This is a genomic window from Poseidonocella sp. HB161398 (assembly GCF_005870025.1).
In the GTDB taxonomy this organism is placed as follows: Bacteria; Pseudomonadota; Alphaproteobacteria; order Rhodobacterales; family Rhodobacteraceae; genus Mangrovicoccus.
Genome location: NZ_VATA01000001.1, coordinates 233,728 through 250,749, shown reverse-complemented (window position 1 = coordinate 250,749; position 17,022 = coordinate 233,728). Strand labels below are relative to the sequence as shown.

Genomic DNA, 17,022 nt, shown 5'->3' with positions numbered 1-17,022 from the left:
CCGGCGCTGCGATCCCGGCGGCGGAAGGCGCCGCGCCTGCCTCCGGATGCGGAGCCCGGCCTGGGGCCTGCCTGCCGGCCGGTCCAGAAGCAGGATAGGCGCCGCTGTCCGCAGGCCGCCATGCAAATTCGCCATGCCGCCATGCCCGTCCCGGAGGACCGCCGACCGCATCCGCACATGCGAACTACGCATGGCCGCAAACCCCCGCCCCGGCGGTACCAAGATGGCAGGAGCGGCCGTTCCGGGCCCTCCGCGACATCAGACAGGGGATCGCCATGTCCTGGGACAACAGGGTTGCCTGGACCGAAGGCCTGTTCCTTCGGCCCGAACATCTCCAGCAGACCGACCGCCATGTCGACCGGCTGGCGCGCCATGCGCTGCTGGGGGGCCGCGGCTTCGGCTGGGGCTTCTCCGCGCTGAAGCTGAATGCCGAGCTGCTGGGACAGGGCAGGATCGGGCTCGCGGCGGCCGAGGGGGTGCTGGATGACGGCACCCCCTTCTCCCTGCCCGGAGAGGCCGACCCGCCCGCGCCCTATGCCCCGCCGAAGCACCTGCGCGGCGAGCGCGTCCATCTGTGCCTGCCGCTGCGCCAGCCCGGCCTGCCCGAAGTGCAGCGCCATGCCGCCACCGACCTGCCCGCCCGCTACCGCATCGCCGAGCAGAGCCTGTCGGACACAGTCGGCGCCGAGGCCGAGGCGACGGTGATCGAGGTGCTGCGGCTGCGGCTGCGCCTGCTGCCGGAAAGCGCCGACCGGTCGGGCTATGCCTGCCTGCCGGTCGCCCGGATCGTCGAGAGCCGTGCCGACGGCACGCTCGTCCTCGACGAGGGCCATGTGCCCCCCGCGCTCGACTGCGCGGTCTCGCCGGTGCTCTCGGGCTATCTGGGCGAGATCGCCGGGCTGCTGCACCACCGCGGCGAGGCGCTGGCCGGGCGGCTGGCGGAGTCGGGCACGCGCGGCGTGGCCGAGATCACCGATTTCATGCTCCTGCAGGCGGTCAACCGCTTCGAGCCGGTCTTCCGCCATCTCGCCGGGCTGGCGCGGCTGCATCCCGAAAGCGCCTACCGCCAGATGCTGCAGCTGGCCGGCGAGCTGGCGACCTTCGCCCCCGGCGCGCGACGCTGCGCCGAGGCGGCGGCCTATGACCATGGCGAGCTGGCCGCCACCTTCCGGCCGGTGATGGACGCGATCCGCAGCGCGCTGAACACCGTGCTGGAGCAGTCCGCCCTGCCGCTGCCGCTGCGCCCGTTCAAATACGGCGTGCATCTCGCCGAGACCGCCGACCGCACGCTTTTCGCCTCGGCCGCCTTCGTGCTGGCGGTGCGGGCCGACATCGCCGCCGACGCGCTGCGCCGCAGCTTCCCGCCGCAGGTCAAGGCCGGGCCCGCCGAACGCATCCGCGAGCTCGTCAATGTCGCCCTGCCCGGCATCGGGCTGGAGCCGCTGCCGGTCGCGCCCCGCCAGATCCCCTTCGCCGCAGGCACCGTCTATTTCGAGCTCGACCGCTCCGACGCGCTCTGGAAGGAGCTGCAGGCCTCCGGCGGGCTGGCGCTGCATGTCTCCGGCGATTTCCCCGGTCTCGAGATGGCCCTCTGGGCGATCCGCGGCAGCTGAGCGGAGGACCTGCCATGCCCCCCCTGGAGCTTTCCCTCGATTGCGGCAGCGGCCCGCCGCGCAGCGTCCGCGTGGAGCACAGCCTGACGCTCGGCCATGCCGAGGAGAACGGCCTGGTGATCGGCGCGCCCGGCGGCGCGGTCTCGGCGCATCACTGCGTCATCGCCCGCGACCAGGACCGCTATGTCGTGATCGACCGCAGTACCGGCGGCACTTTCGTCAACGGCACCGAGGATCTGCGCAGCCGCGACGCGCCCTTCGCGCTGCGCGACGGCGACTGGCTGCAGATCGGCCCCTGCCGGCTGACCGTGACGGGCGGCGCCGGCGCCGCGCCGCCCCCCGCCGCCGCCGAGGACCCCGTGCCAGAGGCGCCTGCCGACGCCGCTGCGGCGCCCGCCGCGCCGGACCTGCTCGACCAGGTGCTGGCCTCGGCCGAGGACGGGGTCTATGCCGTGCGCCCCGAGCCCGCCACGGGCTTCGCGGCGGAGCCGGACGCGCTTTTTCCGCAGCCGGCGCCGCGCCTGCACGACGACCATCTCGATCCGCAGCGCGGCGCCTACCTGCCGCCCGCGCAGGGCCGCGAGCCGATCCCGGAGACCTGGGACCTGATGGCGGAGCTGCGCGCGCTGCAGGACGGCACCCTGCCCGAGATGCCGCCGCCCGCCGCCGAGGCCCCGCCGGCCCCGCCGCCGCCGGACCGGGGCGCCGCGGCGCTGGCCGCCTTCGCCGAGGCGGCCGGGCTCGATCCGGCGCTGTTCGAGGGACCGCAGGGGCGGCAGCGGATGACGCTGGCCGGACGGCTGCTGGCGGCCTCGCTCTCGGGGCTGCAGATGCTGCTGGCCGATTGCGCGCGGCGCCGCGACGGGCCGGGCAGCGAGGCCGGGGACACGCCGCTATCGGCGGCGCCGCCGGGCGGCGCGCTGGCGCGGCTGCTGGAAGCACCGCAGGACGGGCAGCTGCCGGGCGATGCCGAGATCGCCCGTGCCTGCAGCGGCATCGCCGACCAGCACGAGGCGGCGGCGGCGATGCTGGAACATGCGCTGGACGCGCTGCGCCGCGACCTGGCACCCGCGGCTCTGGTCGCGCGGCTGCCCGCGCCGCCGCAGGGACCGCTCGGACGGCTGCGCCACCGGGACTGCGGCTGCCAGGACACCTTCGCCCGCCTCCATGGCGAGGTCTCCGCCGATCTCGCCGCGCTCTGCGCCGAGCTGGGCGGCCGCGCCGGAGGAGGATCGCGCGATGGATGACGGTCTCGCCCCCGGCGCCCTGCCCCGGGCCGCGCCCGCGCTCTGGGCGACCCCGGCACAGGGCCGCCACGCGCCCCTGGTCATCGCTGCCGGGCCGGTTCTGGAATTCTGCGCGGCGATGAAATCCGGCGCGCTCGGCCAGGATGCCGACCGGCTCCACCGCGCCGCCTTCGCGATGATCCGCAGCTTCGAGACCCGCGTCCAGCCGCTGGGCCTGGCGCCGAACATGCTCAAGGCGTCGAAATATGCGCTCTGCGCCACGCTCGATGACGTCGCGATGAACTCCGCCTGGGGCAGCCGCTCGGTCTGGCCGTCGCATTCCCTGGTGGGCGCGCATTTCAGCGAGACCTGGGGCGGCAACCGGGTCTTCGACCTGCTCGAGCAGCTGCGCAAGGAGCCGGGGCTGAATATCGACCTGATCGAGCTGCTCTACTGCTGCCTCAGCCTCGGCTTCGAGGGGCGTCTGCGGGTCTCGGCCCGCGGCGCGGGAGAGCTGCAGCTGCTGCGCGAGGATCTCTACCGGCTGATCCGCTCGATCCGCGGCCCGGCCGAGCGCGATCTCTCGCCGCGCTGGCGCGGCACCGGCGTGCCCTCGGTCCAGGCGCGGCAGGGCCTGCCGCTCTGGCTTCTCGCGCTGGCCGCGGCGGCCGGGCTGGTGCTGCTGCAGGCGCTCTTCTCGGCGCTGCTCATGGCGCGGGTGCAGGCGCTGCCCGACCGGGTCGCCGCGCTGCCGCCCGCAGGGCAGGTCACGCTGCTGCGCCCCGCCCCGCCGCCGCCCCCTGTCGCCGTGGCCCCGACCGAACGGCTGCGCAAGTTCCTGGAGGCCGAGATCCGCGACGGGCTGGTCAGCGTGACCGAAGACGACGGCAGCATCACCGTCACCCTGCGCGGCGACGGGATGTTCCCCTCGGCCGAGGCCGATCCGCTGCCGCAGTTCCTGCCGGTGATCCGCCGCGTCGGCCGCGCGCTCGACGGCGAGGAGGGGCAGGTCCTGGTCACCGGCCATACCGACGCCCAGCCGATCCGCACCGCGGCCTTTCCCGGCAATGACGCGCTGTCGCTGGCCCGCGCGCGGGCGGTGGCGGCACTGACCGCGGCGGAGATGGCCGATCCCGGTCGGCTCTCGATCGAGGGCCGCGGCGCGTCCCAGCCGGTGGCGCCGAACGACACCGAGGCCGGGCGGCGGCTGAACCGCCGCACCGAATTCGTCCTCCTCAAGCCCGCCCCCTAGGAGCCCGCCATGCCCTTTCCGAAGCGCCTGCCGCGCCGCCAAGTCCTTCTGATCGCCGCGATTGCGGTGCCGCTGGTCCTCGTCGTGCTGGTCCTCTGGCTGGCGCCCTTCCAGGGCACCGCCTTCGAGGCGGCGCGGGGCTACCTGCTGGCAGGGCTCTTCCTGCCGGCCGCGGGCCTTGCCGCCGCCGAGATCCGCATGGGCATCGACGACAAGGTGAACCGCCGCGTCGAGGAGCTGCTCCATGGCGGCGAGACCGCCCCTGCCGGCCGGCCCCGAGACCCCGCCGCCGCCGCGGCGCTGGCCGAGGACGAGATCCGCACCGTCGCGGGCTCGCTGCGCGCGGCGCTCGGCACGCTGCGCAAGCGCCGCTTCGGCAGCGGGCGGCGGCACTGGCTCTACCAGCTGCCCTGGTACGCGGTGATCGGTCCCTCGGGCTCGGGCAAGACCACGGCGATCCAGAATTCGGGGCTGCATTTCCCGCTTGGCGCGCGCCATGGCAGCGGCCCGCTGCAGGGCATCGGCGGCACGCGGCACTGCGACTGGTGGTTCACCGACGAGGCAGTGCTGATCGACACGGCCGGGCGCTACACCACCCAGCAGGACCCGTCGGGCCCCGAACGCGCCGCCTGGCTGGGCTTCCTGCGGCTGCTGCGCCGCCACCGCCGCCGCGAGCCGGTCAATGGCGTGCTGGTGGTGATCGGGCTCGACCTGATCGCCGGGCCGGAGGCCGCGCGGCGCGACCAGGCGCAGCGGATCCGCCAGCGCGTGCGGGAGCTCTATGACGGGCTCGGCCTGACCCTGCCGGTCTATGTGGTGATCTCGAAGCTCGACCTGGTCGACGGGTTCGGCGAGTTCTTCGACGATCTCGGGCGCGACTCCCGCGATGCGGTGCTGGGGATCACCTTCGACCTGCCCGCCGACGGCGCCCCCGCCCCCTGCGAGGCCCTCGCCCCGGAATTCGACGCGCTGGTCGACAGTCTCGACGCGCGGCTGGTCAAGCGGCTGCAGCAGGAGCTGGACGGCGCGCGGCGCGGCGCGATCTTCGGCTTCCCCCAGCGCATCGCCGCGCTGCGCGGCCCGGTGGCGGACTTCGTCGGCGATGTCTTCCAGCCCAGCTCCTTCGAGACGCCCTTCCTGCTGCGCGGCGTCTACCTGGCCAGCGGCACCCAGTCGCCGCACCGCTTCGACGCCTTCCTGCGCCGGATCGACCCCGCGCCGGGCAAGCCGGGCGGCGAGACCGCGCGCAGCTATTTCCTGGCGCGGCTCCTGCGCGAGGTGGTCTTCGGCGAGGCCGGGCTGGTCGCGGCGGATCCGCAGAAGGCGCGGCGGCGGGCGCGGCTGCGCCAGGGCGCGCGGGCCGCGATCGCGCTGGCCGCCGGGGGTGCTGCCTGCGCGCTGGTGGCGCTGCATCTGCGCGGCAGCGCCGAGATCTCCGCCTTCGGCCGCGGGCTCGACAGCTTTGCCGCTCAGGCCGCCGCGCTGCGCCCCGACACGGTGGCCGAGCCGGATTTCGCCGCCGCGCTGGTGCCGCTCGCCACGATCCGCCAGACCGCGCTGCGCGCCAGGGACGCGCAGGGTCCCGGCCCGCTTCCGGGCAGCGGCCGGGTGCTCGCCTCCCAGGGCGCCGCCGCCTACGGCGACGCGCTGCGCGGGATCCTGCTGCCGCGGCTGGTGCTGGCGGCCGAGCGCGACATGGCAGAGGCCGCGGGCGATCCCGATGCGCTCTTCGCCGCGCTCAAGGCCTATCTGCTGCTCGGCGGGCGCGGCGACTGGGATGCGGCGGCGGTCCGCCACTGGGCCGAGCGCAGCGCCCGCGCTGCCCTGCCGGGTCCGGAGAATGGCGCGAAGCGCCTCGCCCTCCTCGATCACGCCGACGCGCTGCTGGCGCTCGGCCAGCCGGATTTCCCGCTCGATCCCGGGGCGATCGCCGCGGCGCGCGCGGGGCTGGCCGGTGCCTCTCCCGCCGGGCGGCTGCTCGCCGCGATCACCGCGGGCGAGGCCGCGGCGGCCCTGCCCGCGTGGCGGCTGACCGACGTGGCGGGGCCCGAGGCCGAGAAAGTCTTCCGCGACCGCCGCGGGCCGCTCGACGGCACGGTCGTGCCCGGCCTCTACACCGCCCGCGGCTTCCGCGAGGCGGTCCTGCCCGCGCTGGAGCCGCTGGCCCGCGCCCAGGCCCGCGAGATCTGGGTACTCGAGGACCGCCCCCCGGCGGAGGGCGAAGCGCTGAGCGGCCTCGCCGCGCGGCTGGCCGCGGAGGCCACTGACCTGTATCTGCGCGAGCTGGCGCTGCGCTGGGACGAGACGCTGTCGGCGCTCGCCGTCGTGCCGCTCGACTCGCTGCCGCAGGCGCTGCGGGTGATGAACAGCCTCTCGGCGCCGAGCTCGCCGATCCGGCTGCTGCTGGCCTCGGTCGCCGAAGAGACCGCGATCGAGCGCCCCGCCCCGCCCGCGGCCGAGGATGGCACCGCGGCAGAGCACGCCCCGCCGGCACCGGGCCCGGCAGCCGCGGCCGCGCTGGCGGCGGCAGAGGAGTTCGCCCCGGCGCATTTCCGCGAGATCCGCGCGCTCATCGAGGTGCCCGACAACAGCCAGAGCGGCGCGCTGCCCTCGGTCGACCAGGTGATCGCCGACCTGCGCGACCTCTACCGCCAGCTGCGCGACATCCAGGCCTCGGGCACGGTTTCGTCGCTGGGCCATACCGCCGGGGCGGCGATGGTGATGCGCCAGGTCCGGGCCAGCGCCGCGGCCCTGCCCGAGCCGGTGCAGAGCTGGATCGCCGATATCAGCACCGGCACGGTCAGCCGCAGCGCCAGCTCGGCGCGCGCCGCGCTCAACGCCCGCTGGCAGGCCGGTCCGGCCGAGCTCTGCCGCGCGGTCGCCGCCCGACGCTATCCCTTCGCGGCCAATGCGGCCGAGGAGGCGCCCCTGGCCGAATTCGGCGCGCTTTTCGGCCCGGGCGGCGCCATCGACCGCTTCGTCGAGGAGAGCCTCGCCGCCAGCATCGACCGCAGCGGATCGCCCTGGCGCTGGCGCGACCAGGGCGGGCTCGGCGCCAATGCAGAAGGCGGGCTGGACCCCGAGGCGCTGGCCGCGCTGGAACGGGCCGCCGCGATCCGCGACGCGCTCTTCCGCGGCACCGGGCAGCGGCCCTCGGTCGATTTCCAGGTCAGCCTGCGCGCGGCGGAGCCCGCGGGCGCAACCGTGCGGCTCGCCGTCAATGGCGAGGAGGCCCGCTTCAAGCGCGGCGGCACCCGCGCGGCGCGGATGCACTGGCCGGGCGCCGCCGGGCTCGGCCGCGCCGCGATCGGCTTCCCTCGGCTCTTCGGCGGGCGGGAACCGGGCATCGCGGCCAGCGGCGACTGGGCGCTCTACCGGCTGCTCGACCGCGCCGCGCGGCGCAGCGCGGGGGCCGCGCCCGGCGCGCTGGAGGCGGTCTTCGCCGCCGACGGGCGCAGTGCCGGGCTGGTCTTCCAGTCGGACGCCGCCGTCAATCCGCTCGACCGCAGCCTGATGGCCGGCTTCCGCTGCCCGGAGGGGTTCTGATGCGCCCGGTCTCGCTCAAGGGCCGGTTCTGCGCCTTCGGCAAGCTGCCCGCGCGCCCGGATTTCGTCGCCTCCGGCATCTCCCCGGCCGCCCGGCGCGGCTGGGACGCCTGGATCCAGGCCGGGCTGGCCGCCTGCCAGCAGGTCCACGGGCCCGGCTGGCGCGAGGTCTTCGCCGATGCGCCGACCTGGAATTTCGTGCTGCCGCTGCAGATCTTCGGCCCCGCCACGCTGATCGGCGTCATGCTGCCCAGCCGCGACACGGTCGGCCGCGCCTATCCGCTGTTCCTGGGCGCAGAGATCCCCTTTCCCGCGGACACGATGGCGCTGATGGCCGGGCTGAACCGCTGGTTCGCGGCGGTCGAGGCGCTGGCGCTCGACGCGCTCGATCCCGGCTTCGACCCCGGCGAGCTGCAGCGCCGCGCCCTGCCCCGGCTCGACCCGCCGCCGCTGCCCCGGCGCGGCCGCGGGCCCCTGCCAGTGGCTCCCGGCGAGGGGCTGGCGCTGGAACTGCCCATGGCCTCCGCCGCCGCGGCCCAGGCGCAGGAGACCTGCGGCGATGCCGCGCCGAGGCGCGTGCTGTGCTGGACCGGCGGCGGCAGGGCGATGCCGCCCATGCTGGCGGTCTCGGCGCAGCTCGTCTCGCCGCGCGGCTTCGTGGCCCTCATCGACGGCGGCTGGCGGCAGCATGGCTGGCAGCTTGCCCCCCTTGCCGCCGGCCGCGGCGGCGCGCCCGGGCTGCGGCCCTGGGACCGCGACGGATAGGCGCGACGCCCTGCGCCATGACCTTCACACCGGAAGAAAGGGAAGACCATGCCCAAGCACACCCCGGCACTCGCAAAGCGGATGATGTCGACCATCCGCAAGAGCGAGAAGATCCGCAGCAGCAAGCCCGGCTGGGCGCTCGGTTTCGCGGCGGCGCGGATCGAGCAGGACAGCCAGTCGGCGCTGGTGCGGCCGAAGCTCGCCAAGGCGAAGGCCGATCTGACGAAATTCGGCATCAAGCAGCCGAAGGCCACCGAGATCGCCGAGCGGAGCGATGGCTTCCTGTGGTTCGAGGACGGCGCGATCTGGCTGTCGATGGAACGCGGCGCCTTCTCCTCGGCGCGCAAGACCCTGCAGGGCTATCTGCGCAAGTTCGGCATCGCCCCGCCGCCGATCCGCCAGGCCGACAAGATGGACGCCGCGGCCGCTGCGCGGAACGAGGAGGAGGACGAGGCCGAGATCGAGGCGCTGCTCGAGGCCGACGAACCGGACGAGGCCGCGGCGCCCGCTCTGCCGGACGAGGCTGTGCCCGGGCCGGCCGGAGCGGAGGCGCCAGAACCCGAGCCGGAGCCCGAGCCCGAGGCGGAGTCCGGGCCCGCCCCGGCTGCCCCCGCTGCCCGTCCGCTCAACGACCTGGAGAAGGCCCGCGCGGCGAAGGCCGCCCGCTCGGTCGCGGCCATCGTCGCCGGAACGGCGGCGCGGATCCCGGGCGTGGAGCCCGCCGCGCGGGAGGAGCTGGCCGCCCGGATGGAGGAGAAATTCGCCGCCCGGCTTGCCGCCACCGAGGAAGACCTGCGCCCCGCGCTGATCGAGACCGGGCCGCCGCGCATGCTGATGGAGGAGTCCCGCCGCGCCGTGCTGGGCCTGTCCGCGGAACCGCAGCTTTCCGACGCGCTCGATCTCTACGCCCCGGACCTGCCGGTCGGCAGCGACGAGGTGACCGCGCATTTCCTCGACATCGCCACCCGGCTGATCCTGAAGACCGAACCGGACGGCCAGGCCTCGCGCGAGAAGATCCGGCAGCGCGTGGACGCGTTCTTCGGCGACGGGCTGGCGCCGGACCGCAAGCTCGAGGCGCTCAAGCGGCTGTCGATGGTGCTCTTGCCGGTGATGCACGACCCGGCGCGGCTGCGCGAGAACTTCGCCGCGCCCGGCCCGCTGCCCGCGGCGCACCGGGCCGCTTTCGCGGGGCTGGCGCAGGCGATGCTGTCGGCGATGGGCACCGGGCTCGGCCAGGTCGAAGCCGCCCGCTCCGCCTTCGAGGCCGGGCTCAGGCGCGAGGGCGAGGACGGGCTCGATCCCGCGGCAGAGGCGTTCTTCGACGGGCTGGCCGACAGCCTGATGTCCGGCACGGCCGGCTTTCTCGAACGCGCCGAGACGCTGATGCGCAGCGCAACGGGTCCGGGCGGGCTGATGCCGGGCGACATCGAAGAGCTCGCCGCCGCCGCCGCCGCCCTGCGCCGCCGCCTGGCCGGGGATTTCGCCGGGCTCGATGCCTGCCCCGACGGCTTCCCGCAGAGCACGGTCGGCGCCGCCTTCGGCCGGATCCTCGACCAGGTTCCCGCCCGCCTCCAGGCCGTGTCGTGACCGCCCGGCCGCAGTTCCAAGACGCAAGGGAGACCGCCCCATGACTGCCTTCTTCTCCACGCTTTCCGGCGCCGCGGCCCTGCTGGCTGCGCTGCTCTGCGGACCGCCGCTGCGGCCTGCCGCGGCGGCGCCGGGCAGCCCGGCCGCGCTGGTCCTCGCCCAGTCCGGCTACTGGTACCTGCCCGACCGGCCGGAATGCGCCGCCGCCGCCGCCGCCACGGCCGAGGCGCTCGGCCGGGCGGGGTTCGAGGTCGAGCTGCTGCAGGACTCCACCCATGGCGAGGTCTCCGCCGCGCTGATGCGGTTCCGCACCGCCCGCGCCGAGGGGAACCGGCCCGGGATGGTCTATTTCTGCGGCTACGGCACGGTCTTCGACGGGCGCAGCTTCCTGCTGCCGGTCTCGGCGCGGATGAACCGGATGACCGACGCCGTCTCCGAGGGCATCCCCGCCCCGGCGCTGCGGGAGCTGCCGGGCAGCGGCCTGGTGCTGCTCGACCTGGCGCCCTTGCGCGACGGGGACGCCGAGAGCCTCCTGGGCCTCGCCCAGGGCACGCCCCTGCCGCGGACCGGATCGATCGCCGCGCATGGCGCCGATCCGGCCCCGCTGGCCGCCGCGCTTCCCGCCACGCTGGCGGCGGCGGCGCCCGAGATGGCCGTCGCCACGATGATCGCCCGCCTGTCGCTGGAGATCCCGCCGGGGCCCAAGGCGCAGGCCGCGAGCCTGCCGCAGGAGCGCGAGACGCAGCTTGCGCCGCCGCCGCAGCCCGGACCCGCGGCGCCGCCTGCCGCCGAAGCGGCCGCGCCCGTGCCGCCGCAGGCCGCCGCCGCGCTGACCCGTGCCGACCGGCGGATGATCCAGCTTTCGCTGCAGCGGCTGGGCTATTATTCCGGGCCGATCGACGGTCTCTTCGGCCCGGCGAGCATCAGCGCGATCCGCATGTACCAGGGCGAATCCGGCAGCCGGCGCTCGGGCGATCTGGGCCCGGACGACATCGCCGCGCTGATGAGCGTGATGGAGTGACCGGCATGAAGATGCGCGCCAAGTTCAACCTCGCCCTGATCGCCGCCTTCCTGCCGGCCTTCGCGCTGACCCTGGCCGTCTCGGCCTTCCTGATCTACCGCAATGTCGAGCGCCAGCTCCTGCACGAGGTGGCGATCCTCTCGGCGCAGTCCGACGTGATCCGCCGCTATACCTCGCGCGAGGTGACGCCGCTGCTGACGGCGCATCCCTCGGGGACCTTCCTGCCGCAATCGGTGCCGTTCTGGGTGCTCTACAACAACTACCGCGATCTCGAGGCGCATCTGCCGGCCTATTCGGTGCGCTACCCGACGCTGAACCCGACCAATCCGGCCAATGCGCCCGAGCCCTGGCAGGCCGAGCTGATCGCGGAGTTCCGCGCCGATCCGGCGCTTGGCGAGCAGGTGGTGGAGCGCGACACCGACGCGGGCCGGATGCTCTCGGTGGTGCGGCCCGTCTCGGTCAGCGACCCGGCCTGCCTGGAATGCCATTCCAGCCCCGAGGCGGCGCCGCCGGGCTATACCGACCTCTTCGGCGGCGATGGCGGCTTCGGCTGGGAGCTGGGCGAGGTGGTCGGCGCCGAGGTGATCACCGTGCCGATGAAGCTGGTCCTGACCCGCGCCAGCGGCATGATGACGACCCTGTCGATCGGGCTGCTGTCGACCTATGCGCTGATGATGGCGGTGCTGAACCTGCTGCTGCAGCGCGTGGTGATCGCGCCGGTGCGGGCGCTGCGCGACGCCGCGGCCGATGTCAGCTTCGAGGATGCCGATGTCCGGCCCGTCGAGATCCGCGGCGAGGACGAGGTGGCGGAGCTGGCCGCCGAGTTCAACCGCCTGCGCGGGATGCTCGCCAATGCGGTGAAGATGCTCGAACCGGGCAGCTGATCCGCACCCCCTGCCCCCGCCCCTCTCCCGGGGGCAAGCGGCCTGTCGCCTCTCCCCGGCGGCAGGCCGCAGTCTTGCGCGCCTCCCCGCCGTCGGCGGGTGCGGGCGCATAGCGAAAGGCACCGGCCCGCCGCCGCGGACCGGTGCCTGAAGGCGCCCGGAAAGGGAGGGAGGCTCAGGCCTCCAGGGTCACGTCCTCCTCAGCGCAGGCGATGCAGGTCAGCAGGTAGCCGCCCTCGATATCGGCCTCCGACAGCACCGGCTGCTCGGGCATGGCCGCCGCTCCCGCGCTGCGGCGCAGCTTGCAGGCGCCGCAGACGCCCGAGCGGCAGGAGCTCTCCAGCGCCACCCCCGCGGCCTCGGCCGCCTCGAGGATGGTCTGGCCGGGCGCCGCCGGAAAGCTGCCGCCGGTGACGCCCAGCGTCACGGTCGTCCCCGCCGGGGCAGGCGCGGCCGCGGCCGGGGCCACGGGCGCAGGCATGGCCGGGACCGGTGCGGGCGCGGGCATGGCGGGTGCGGGCAGCGATGGCGCGGGCCGGGCGGCGGGCACGGAAGCCGCGCCGCCGAAGCTCTCGTCATGGTACTGCTCCGCGGGCAGGCCCAGCCGCTCCAGCACCGCCTTCGCCGCCTGCATGAACCCTGCCGGGCCGCAGACATAGGCAGTCCGCTGCAGCAGGTCCGGCGCCACCTGCTGCAGCAGTTCGGCGCTGAACCGTCCGGCGAGCCCGTTCCAGACCTGGCCCGGCGGCACCTCGCCCGGCACGATCGCCAGCTTCAGCCGCGCGCCCATCACCGCGCTCAGATGCAGGAGCTCCTGGTGGAAGATGATGTCCTGCGGCGTGCGCACATGGTTGAGGAAGACCACGTCGGTGTCGCTGCAGGTATCGGCGATCCAGCGCAGCATCGACATCACCGGGGTCACGCCGCTGCCGCCGGAGAGCAGCAGCAGCGGCCGCCGCGCCTGCTCGAGGCAGCTGAACGTGCCTGAGGGGCCGAGCAGGTCGAAGTCCATGCCCTCGGCCATGTTGTCGTAGAGCCAGTTCGACACCCAGCCCTTGGGCACCCGCTTGACCGTGACCGACAGCGCATAGGGCCGCGAGGGCGACGAGGAGATGGTGTAGCTGCGGCGCAGCAGCCGGCCCTCGACCGGCAGTTCCAGCGTGACGAACTGCCCGGGCCGGAAATGGAACAGGCAGCGCGGCTCGGCGACGAAGGTGTAGGTCTTGGTGTCATGGGTCTCGCTGACCGCCGAGACGCAGCGGACCCGCGTGCGGCCGCCCTCCCAGGTGCCGGGCCCGCCGGGGGCGAGCGCGGCGGCCGGCCAGCCGTCCGCGGGCGCGGGCAGCGCGGTCGCGACCGGCGCGGCCTCGGCACCGTATTCGGCGGGCACCGGCAGCGCGCGGGCCTCGCTGTCGAGCAGGCCGCGCAGCTCGGCGCGTGCCCGGGCCCGGCCGCGGGCCTCGCCCGCGCCGAACATGCCGCCGCCATGGCTGCCACGCTCCAGATGCACGAGGAAGGATTTCAGCCCCTTGCGCAGATCCTTGCTGCGCTCCACCCCGAGCGCGGCCTCGGCCCGGCCGAGCGCCTCGCCGCGCTCCTCGAGGCTCAGCGCGCCGGTGCGCTCCTCGTAGCGCGACCAGTGCCCGGCATAGTCGTCGCGCAGCGCCGCCGCGGCCGCGCGCAGGTCGTCATTCTCGGTCCAGCCGGTCTCCTTCAGCAGCGTCTGGAAGCGGCGGACCTCCTGGGGGGTGATGTCGCGCTCGCCATCGGCGACGAAGGCGAAGACGCCGAAGAGGAGCTGCGGCAGGTCGGCGGGACGCGCCAGCGGCATCGGCGGGGTGAAGCTCTTGGTCATGGGCTTGTCCTTCGGTTCGGGAACGGGATGGCCCGGACGGCGCCGGACCGGGAGGGAAACGGGGGGCCGGGCGTCAGAGCCCGGAGGCCCGCGCGCGGCCAAGCTCGGCGGCGGCCGCGACCGCTCCGGGCGGCAGCGCGGCGCCGCGGCGGGCGGCCGCCGCGACCGCGTCGGAGGGGGCGAGGTGCAGGAGCACGGCGAAATCGCCGTCGATTTCCGACACCAGCTCGGAATAGGGCTGCGCCAGCTCGGCATGCAGGATGTCGCCGGGGCCGAACTCCGCGCCCGGGGCATAGTCCATGCGCGCCGGATCGAAGAGCCGGACCCGGCCGAAATGCACGAGGAAATGGCCGGGACGGAACTCCGGCGAGACGACCCTGGCATGCGGCAGGTAGCGCCGCGCGGTGGCACCGAGCGCGATCTCGCCGAGCGCAGCCAAGGGCAGGCGGCGCAGCTCGGGATTGCGCACCAGCATCGCCAGCCGCATCACCGGCTCGATCGCCAGGGTCTCGAAGGCGGCGGCGCCGCTGTCCCAGCTCAGGCCGAGCCGCGCGGCCTCCGCGCCGGCCGCGCCCAGACCGATCTCCGCGCCGCGGGCCAGCGGCACGGCATCCGCGGTCACCAGCTGGCCGTCCAGCCGCACCTCGCCGCCATCCAGCCGCTGCAGCTCGACCGCGCCGCGGGCGGCCTTCAGCACCGCGTGATAGGCCCAGATGCCGGGGTGGTTCAGCACGATGTCATTGTCGAAGGCGCGGCCGATGCGGACCGTCCCCGCGGTCATGGTCACGCTCTGGCGGGGGCGGCCGGGCATCTCCAGGTCGATGCGCAGCTCGGCCGGCTCGATTTCGGCATTGGCGCGCGGCTCGCTGCCCGAGAGCCGCGCCGCCACGCTGCGCAGGATCTCGTTCTCCTCCGCGGCGGGGCTTCCGGCGACCGAGAAGGCCGCCTCATGCGCCAGCTCGTCGTCGAGATAGCTGAACACCGCCAGGCCGAGCGCGCGCATCAGCGGTTCGGGATCCTCGAGCAGCCGCTGGAGATTGCCGCGCTCGTCGGCGCTGGCCGCCAGCACCTGGCGCGGCGAGCGGGCGGCAGGCGGCGCGCCCGGCCCTTCCTCGCCCCGCAGGATCTGCAGCAGCCGCTGCGGCAGGCAGTCCTCCCAGTGCTCCTCGGCGCCCGGCGCCACATGCGCGCGCAGCAGCGGGCGGATCTGGTCCGCGGCGATGGCGGCGAGGCTGCGGGCATGCGCGGCCGCGGCCGGACCGCCCGACAGCGTCCCGAGCATCGACAGCGCCCGGACGCAGAGCGCGCTTTCCCGCGTGCGCAGCCGCTCCGACAGCAGATCGGCCAGCGTGCGGCCCAGCGGATCGCCCGCCTCCACCGCCTCGATGCAGAACCGCATCCCCTGCTGGTCGACGATCTGGCCCAGCAGCTCGTCCATCCGCTGGCTGAGGATGCCGTCCTGCCCGGCCAGCGCCGCCAGCGCGGTGAGATGCTCGGTCTCGGTGACCTGCAGGCTGTCCCGCAGGATCTGGATCGTCGCGCGCACGTCCGGTTCGGCCAGCAGCTCGTCCATGCCGCGCCCCGCCGCCAGCCGCTCGGCCAGGAAATTGCCGACCAGGTCGCGGTAGACCGGCAGCCCGGCCCGGCGCTCGTCCTCGCTCAGCGCGACGCCCTCGATGCCGAGACTGCCCTGGAAGCCCAGTTCCTCGACGATCTGGGTATGCTCTTCGTCGCTGATCTCCATCTGGCTGCGCAGGTCGCCCAGCAGCTTGTTGGTCGAGGGGCTCGCCGTGCCGCCATCGGCCACCGCGTCGCCCAGCACGTTGCGGTAGGCGTCGAGCTTCTGGCTGTGGGAGAAGCCGGGCAGCACCTTGGAAAGCACGTAGAGCGCGTCGGGCTTGAGATCCTCGAGATTGCGGCCGCCCAGATAGCGGCTGACATCGACCTTCAGCCTTCGTAACTGGTCGAGCAGGCGCTGGGTCATGCTTTCCCGCTCGTAGCGGCCGGGCGAGCATTGCAGCGCCTGGCGCAGCCACATCGTGGTCAGCGAGACGATCAGCAGGTCGACCAGCCGGGTGCCGAGCTCGGGCAGCAGCAGCAGGTTCGGCCGCCCGCCGAAGAAGTAGAAGGCGTTGATCGAGGCCCAGGCCGAGACGCTGAGGCAGTGGTTGACGATCTCGGCCTCGCTGAAGCGCGTCTCGCCCGCGCGGTAGCGCCGGTAGCCGGCCTCCAGCAGGCGGCCGAGCCCCAGCGAGGCCAGGCAGCTCAGCGCCAGCGTGACCGGCGCGGCAACGAATTTCGGCACCGCCAGCGCCTGGCCGAACAGGAACACCCCCGGCGCGGTCAGCCGTCCGGCAATGCCCGCCTCGTGGGTCCAGATGCCGGAGAAGTAGTAGTCCCAGTTGCCGGCATAGACATAGTAGTAGCCGTAGAAGCCGAAGATCAGGCCGAGGAACATGTAGTAGGTGTTGCGCCGCCGGGGATCGAGGATGCCCTGCCAGTAGGCGCGCTCCAGGTCGATGTCGCCGCAGTTGACCGTGCAGGCGACGCAGGCGCTCTGGTCGCCCTCGGGCCCCGGCTTGCGGCACATCGACTGCGGGATCGCCGGGCGGTCGAGATGCGGCGCGCTTTCCAGCAGGCCGCGCGGCTCGGTATAGATCTTCTGGACGATATTGGCCGGGCAGAAGTAGTTGCACCAGGTCTTGCCGCCCCAGAGCAGCCCGGTCAGCATCGCCGCGGCGATCACCGTGATCAGCGCCACGGCCAGCGCATGGCGGTCGGAATTTATGATCAGCAGCCGCGCCGTCACCCCGGCGAAAAGCAGCCCGAACTGCACGTACCAGGCATTGCGGCCCAGCCAGCTGCTGCGCTCGACCAGCACGATCGCCTTCTGCACCATCCCGTTGCGCCGGTTCAGCGCGCTGCGCCGCCGCTGCAGGCCCAGATAGCCGGGGATCTGCGAGGCGAAGGACAGCGGGCAGATGCGCCGCCAGGCCTCGTGGCCGAAGACCATCAGGAAGAGCGGCAGCAAGGGCACCGCCATGGTCCAGAAGACCCGCGCGCCCATCGCGTAGGGCTCGCTGCCCTGGCGCAGATCCTGGATCGGCACAGTTCCGTCGGTGGTGCGGAACGGGCTGGCCAGGTTCTCCGCGCGGGTCAGCTCCACCGTGAAGGGATCCCAGAACAGCGAGGCGATCAGCCCCAGCCAGGCCAGGAAGAGGACCCCGCGGACGGACAGCATCTTGCGTTCGGAAACTCTGGCGAACATCGGCAT

10 protein-coding genes are annotated in these 17,022 nt (G+C 74.3%); 8 read left to right on the top strand and 2 right to left on the bottom strand.

Annotated features, from left to right (window positions below; genetic code table 11):
- Positions 1-275: 275 nt before the first annotated feature.
- The 8 genes from tssK to FGX59_RS00985 are packed head-to-tail and all read left to right on the top strand — an operon-like array spanning position 276 to position 11,893.
- Complete coding sequence (gene tssK / locus FGX59_RS01020) at positions 276-1,613, top strand: type VI secretion system baseplate subunit TssK (RefSeq protein ID WP_138464476.1); 1,338 nt, start codon at positions 276-278, stop codon at positions 1,611-1,613.
- A 14-nt stretch (positions 1,614-1,627) separates the two neighbouring features.
- On the top strand, positions 1,628-2,860 hold the full coding sequence (locus FGX59_RS01015; protein ID WP_138464474.1) for an FHA domain-containing protein: 1,233 nt from the start codon (positions 1,628-1,630) through the stop codon (positions 2,858-2,860).
- On the top strand, positions 2,853-4,091 hold the full coding sequence (tssL, locus tag FGX59_RS01010; RefSeq protein ID WP_171060462.1) for a type VI secretion system protein TssL, long form: 1,239 nt from the start codon (positions 2,853-2,855) through the stop codon (positions 4,089-4,091). Before FGX59_RS01015 ends, tssL begins: the two co-directional genes overlap by 8 nt.
- Before the next feature lie 9 nt (positions 4,092-4,100).
- The gene (gene tssM, locus FGX59_RS01005) at positions 4,101-7,637 is read left to right on the top strand and encodes a type VI secretion system membrane subunit TssM (protein ID WP_138464469.1); all 3,537 of its coding nucleotides are present in this window, start codon (positions 4,101-4,103) and stop codon (positions 7,635-7,637) included.
- On the top strand, positions 7,637-8,401 hold the full coding sequence (gene tagF / locus FGX59_RS01000) for a type VI secretion system-associated protein TagF (RefSeq protein ID WP_138464467.1): 765 nt from the start codon (positions 7,637-7,639) through the stop codon (positions 8,399-8,401). Before tssM ends, tagF begins: the two co-directional genes overlap by 1 nt.
- A 48-nt stretch (positions 8,402-8,449) precedes the next feature.
- On the top strand, positions 8,450-9,988 hold the full coding sequence (locus tag FGX59_RS00995) for a hypothetical protein (protein ID WP_138464465.1): 1,539 nt from the start codon (positions 8,450-8,452) through the stop codon (positions 9,986-9,988).
- A 40-nt stretch (positions 9,989-10,028) separates the two neighbouring features.
- A complete protein-coding gene (locus tag FGX59_RS00990; protein WP_138464463.1) occupies positions 10,029-11,009 on the top strand; it encodes a peptidoglycan-binding domain-containing protein in 981 nt (326 codons plus the stop codon).
- A 5-nt stretch (positions 11,010-11,014) separates the two neighbouring features.
- Positions 11,015-11,893 (top strand): DUF3365 domain-containing protein, encoded by an 879-nt coding sequence (locus tag FGX59_RS00985; RefSeq protein WP_138464461.1) that lies wholly within the window; start codon positions 11,015-11,017, stop codon positions 11,891-11,893.
- Positions 11,894-12,068: 175 nt separating this feature from the next.
- Here the strand turns inward: FGX59_RS00985 and FGX59_RS00980 are convergent, their stop codons facing one another.
- Together FGX59_RS00980 and FGX59_RS00975 are read right to left on the bottom strand one after the other, a co-directional pair.
- The gene (locus FGX59_RS00980) at positions 12,069-13,748 is read right to left on the bottom strand and encodes a hybrid-cluster NAD(P)-dependent oxidoreductase (protein WP_138464459.1); all 1,680 of its coding nucleotides are present in this window, start codon (positions 13,746-13,748) and stop codon (positions 12,069-12,071) included.
- A gap of 73 nt (positions 13,749-13,821) precedes the next feature.
- Positions 13,822-17,016, bottom strand: coding sequence for an FHA domain-containing protein (locus FGX59_RS00975; protein WP_171060461.1), 3,195 nt, complete (start codon positions 17,014-17,016; stop codon positions 13,822-13,824).
- Positions 17,017-17,022 lie beyond the last annotated feature (6 nt).

What these genes read in the sequence shown, in the direction of transcription:
- FGX59_RS00990 (WP_138464463.1), top strand. Translation starts at nt 10,029, where the DNA reads ATGACTGCCTTCTTCTCCACGCTTTCCGGCGCCGCGGCCCTGCTGGCT.
- FGX59_RS00975 (WP_171060461.1), bottom strand. Translation starts at nt 17,016, where the DNA reads ATGTTCGCCAGAGTTTCCGAACGCAAGATGCTGTCCGTCCGCGGGGTC.
- FGX59_RS00980 (WP_138464459.1), bottom strand. Translation starts at nt 13,748, where the DNA reads ATGACCAAGAGCTTCACCCCGCCGATGCCGCTGGCGCGTCCCGCCGAC.
- tagF (WP_138464467.1), top strand. Translation starts at nt 7,637, where the DNA reads ATGCGCCCGGTCTCGCTCAAGGGCCGGTTCTGCGCCTTCGGCAAGCTG.
- FGX59_RS01015 (WP_138464474.1), top strand. Translation starts at nt 1,628, where the DNA reads ATGCCCCCCCTGGAGCTTTCCCTCGATTGCGGCAGCGGCCCGCCGCGC.
- tssM (WP_138464469.1), top strand. Translation starts at nt 4,101, where the DNA reads ATGCCCTTTCCGAAGCGCCTGCCGCGCCGCCAAGTCCTTCTGATCGCC.
- FGX59_RS00985 (WP_138464461.1), top strand. Translation starts at nt 11,015, where the DNA reads ATGAAGATGCGCGCCAAGTTCAACCTCGCCCTGATCGCCGCCTTCCTG.
- tssK (WP_138464476.1), top strand. Translation starts at nt 276, where the DNA reads ATGTCCTGGGACAACAGGGTTGCCTGGACCGAAGGCCTGTTCCTTCGG.
- FGX59_RS00995 (WP_138464465.1), top strand. Translation starts at nt 8,450, where the DNA reads ATGCCCAAGCACACCCCGGCACTCGCAAAGCGGATGATGTCGACCATC.
- tssL (WP_171060462.1), top strand. Translation starts at nt 2,853, where the DNA reads ATGGATGACGGTCTCGCCCCCGGCGCCCTGCCCCGGGCCGCGCCCGCG.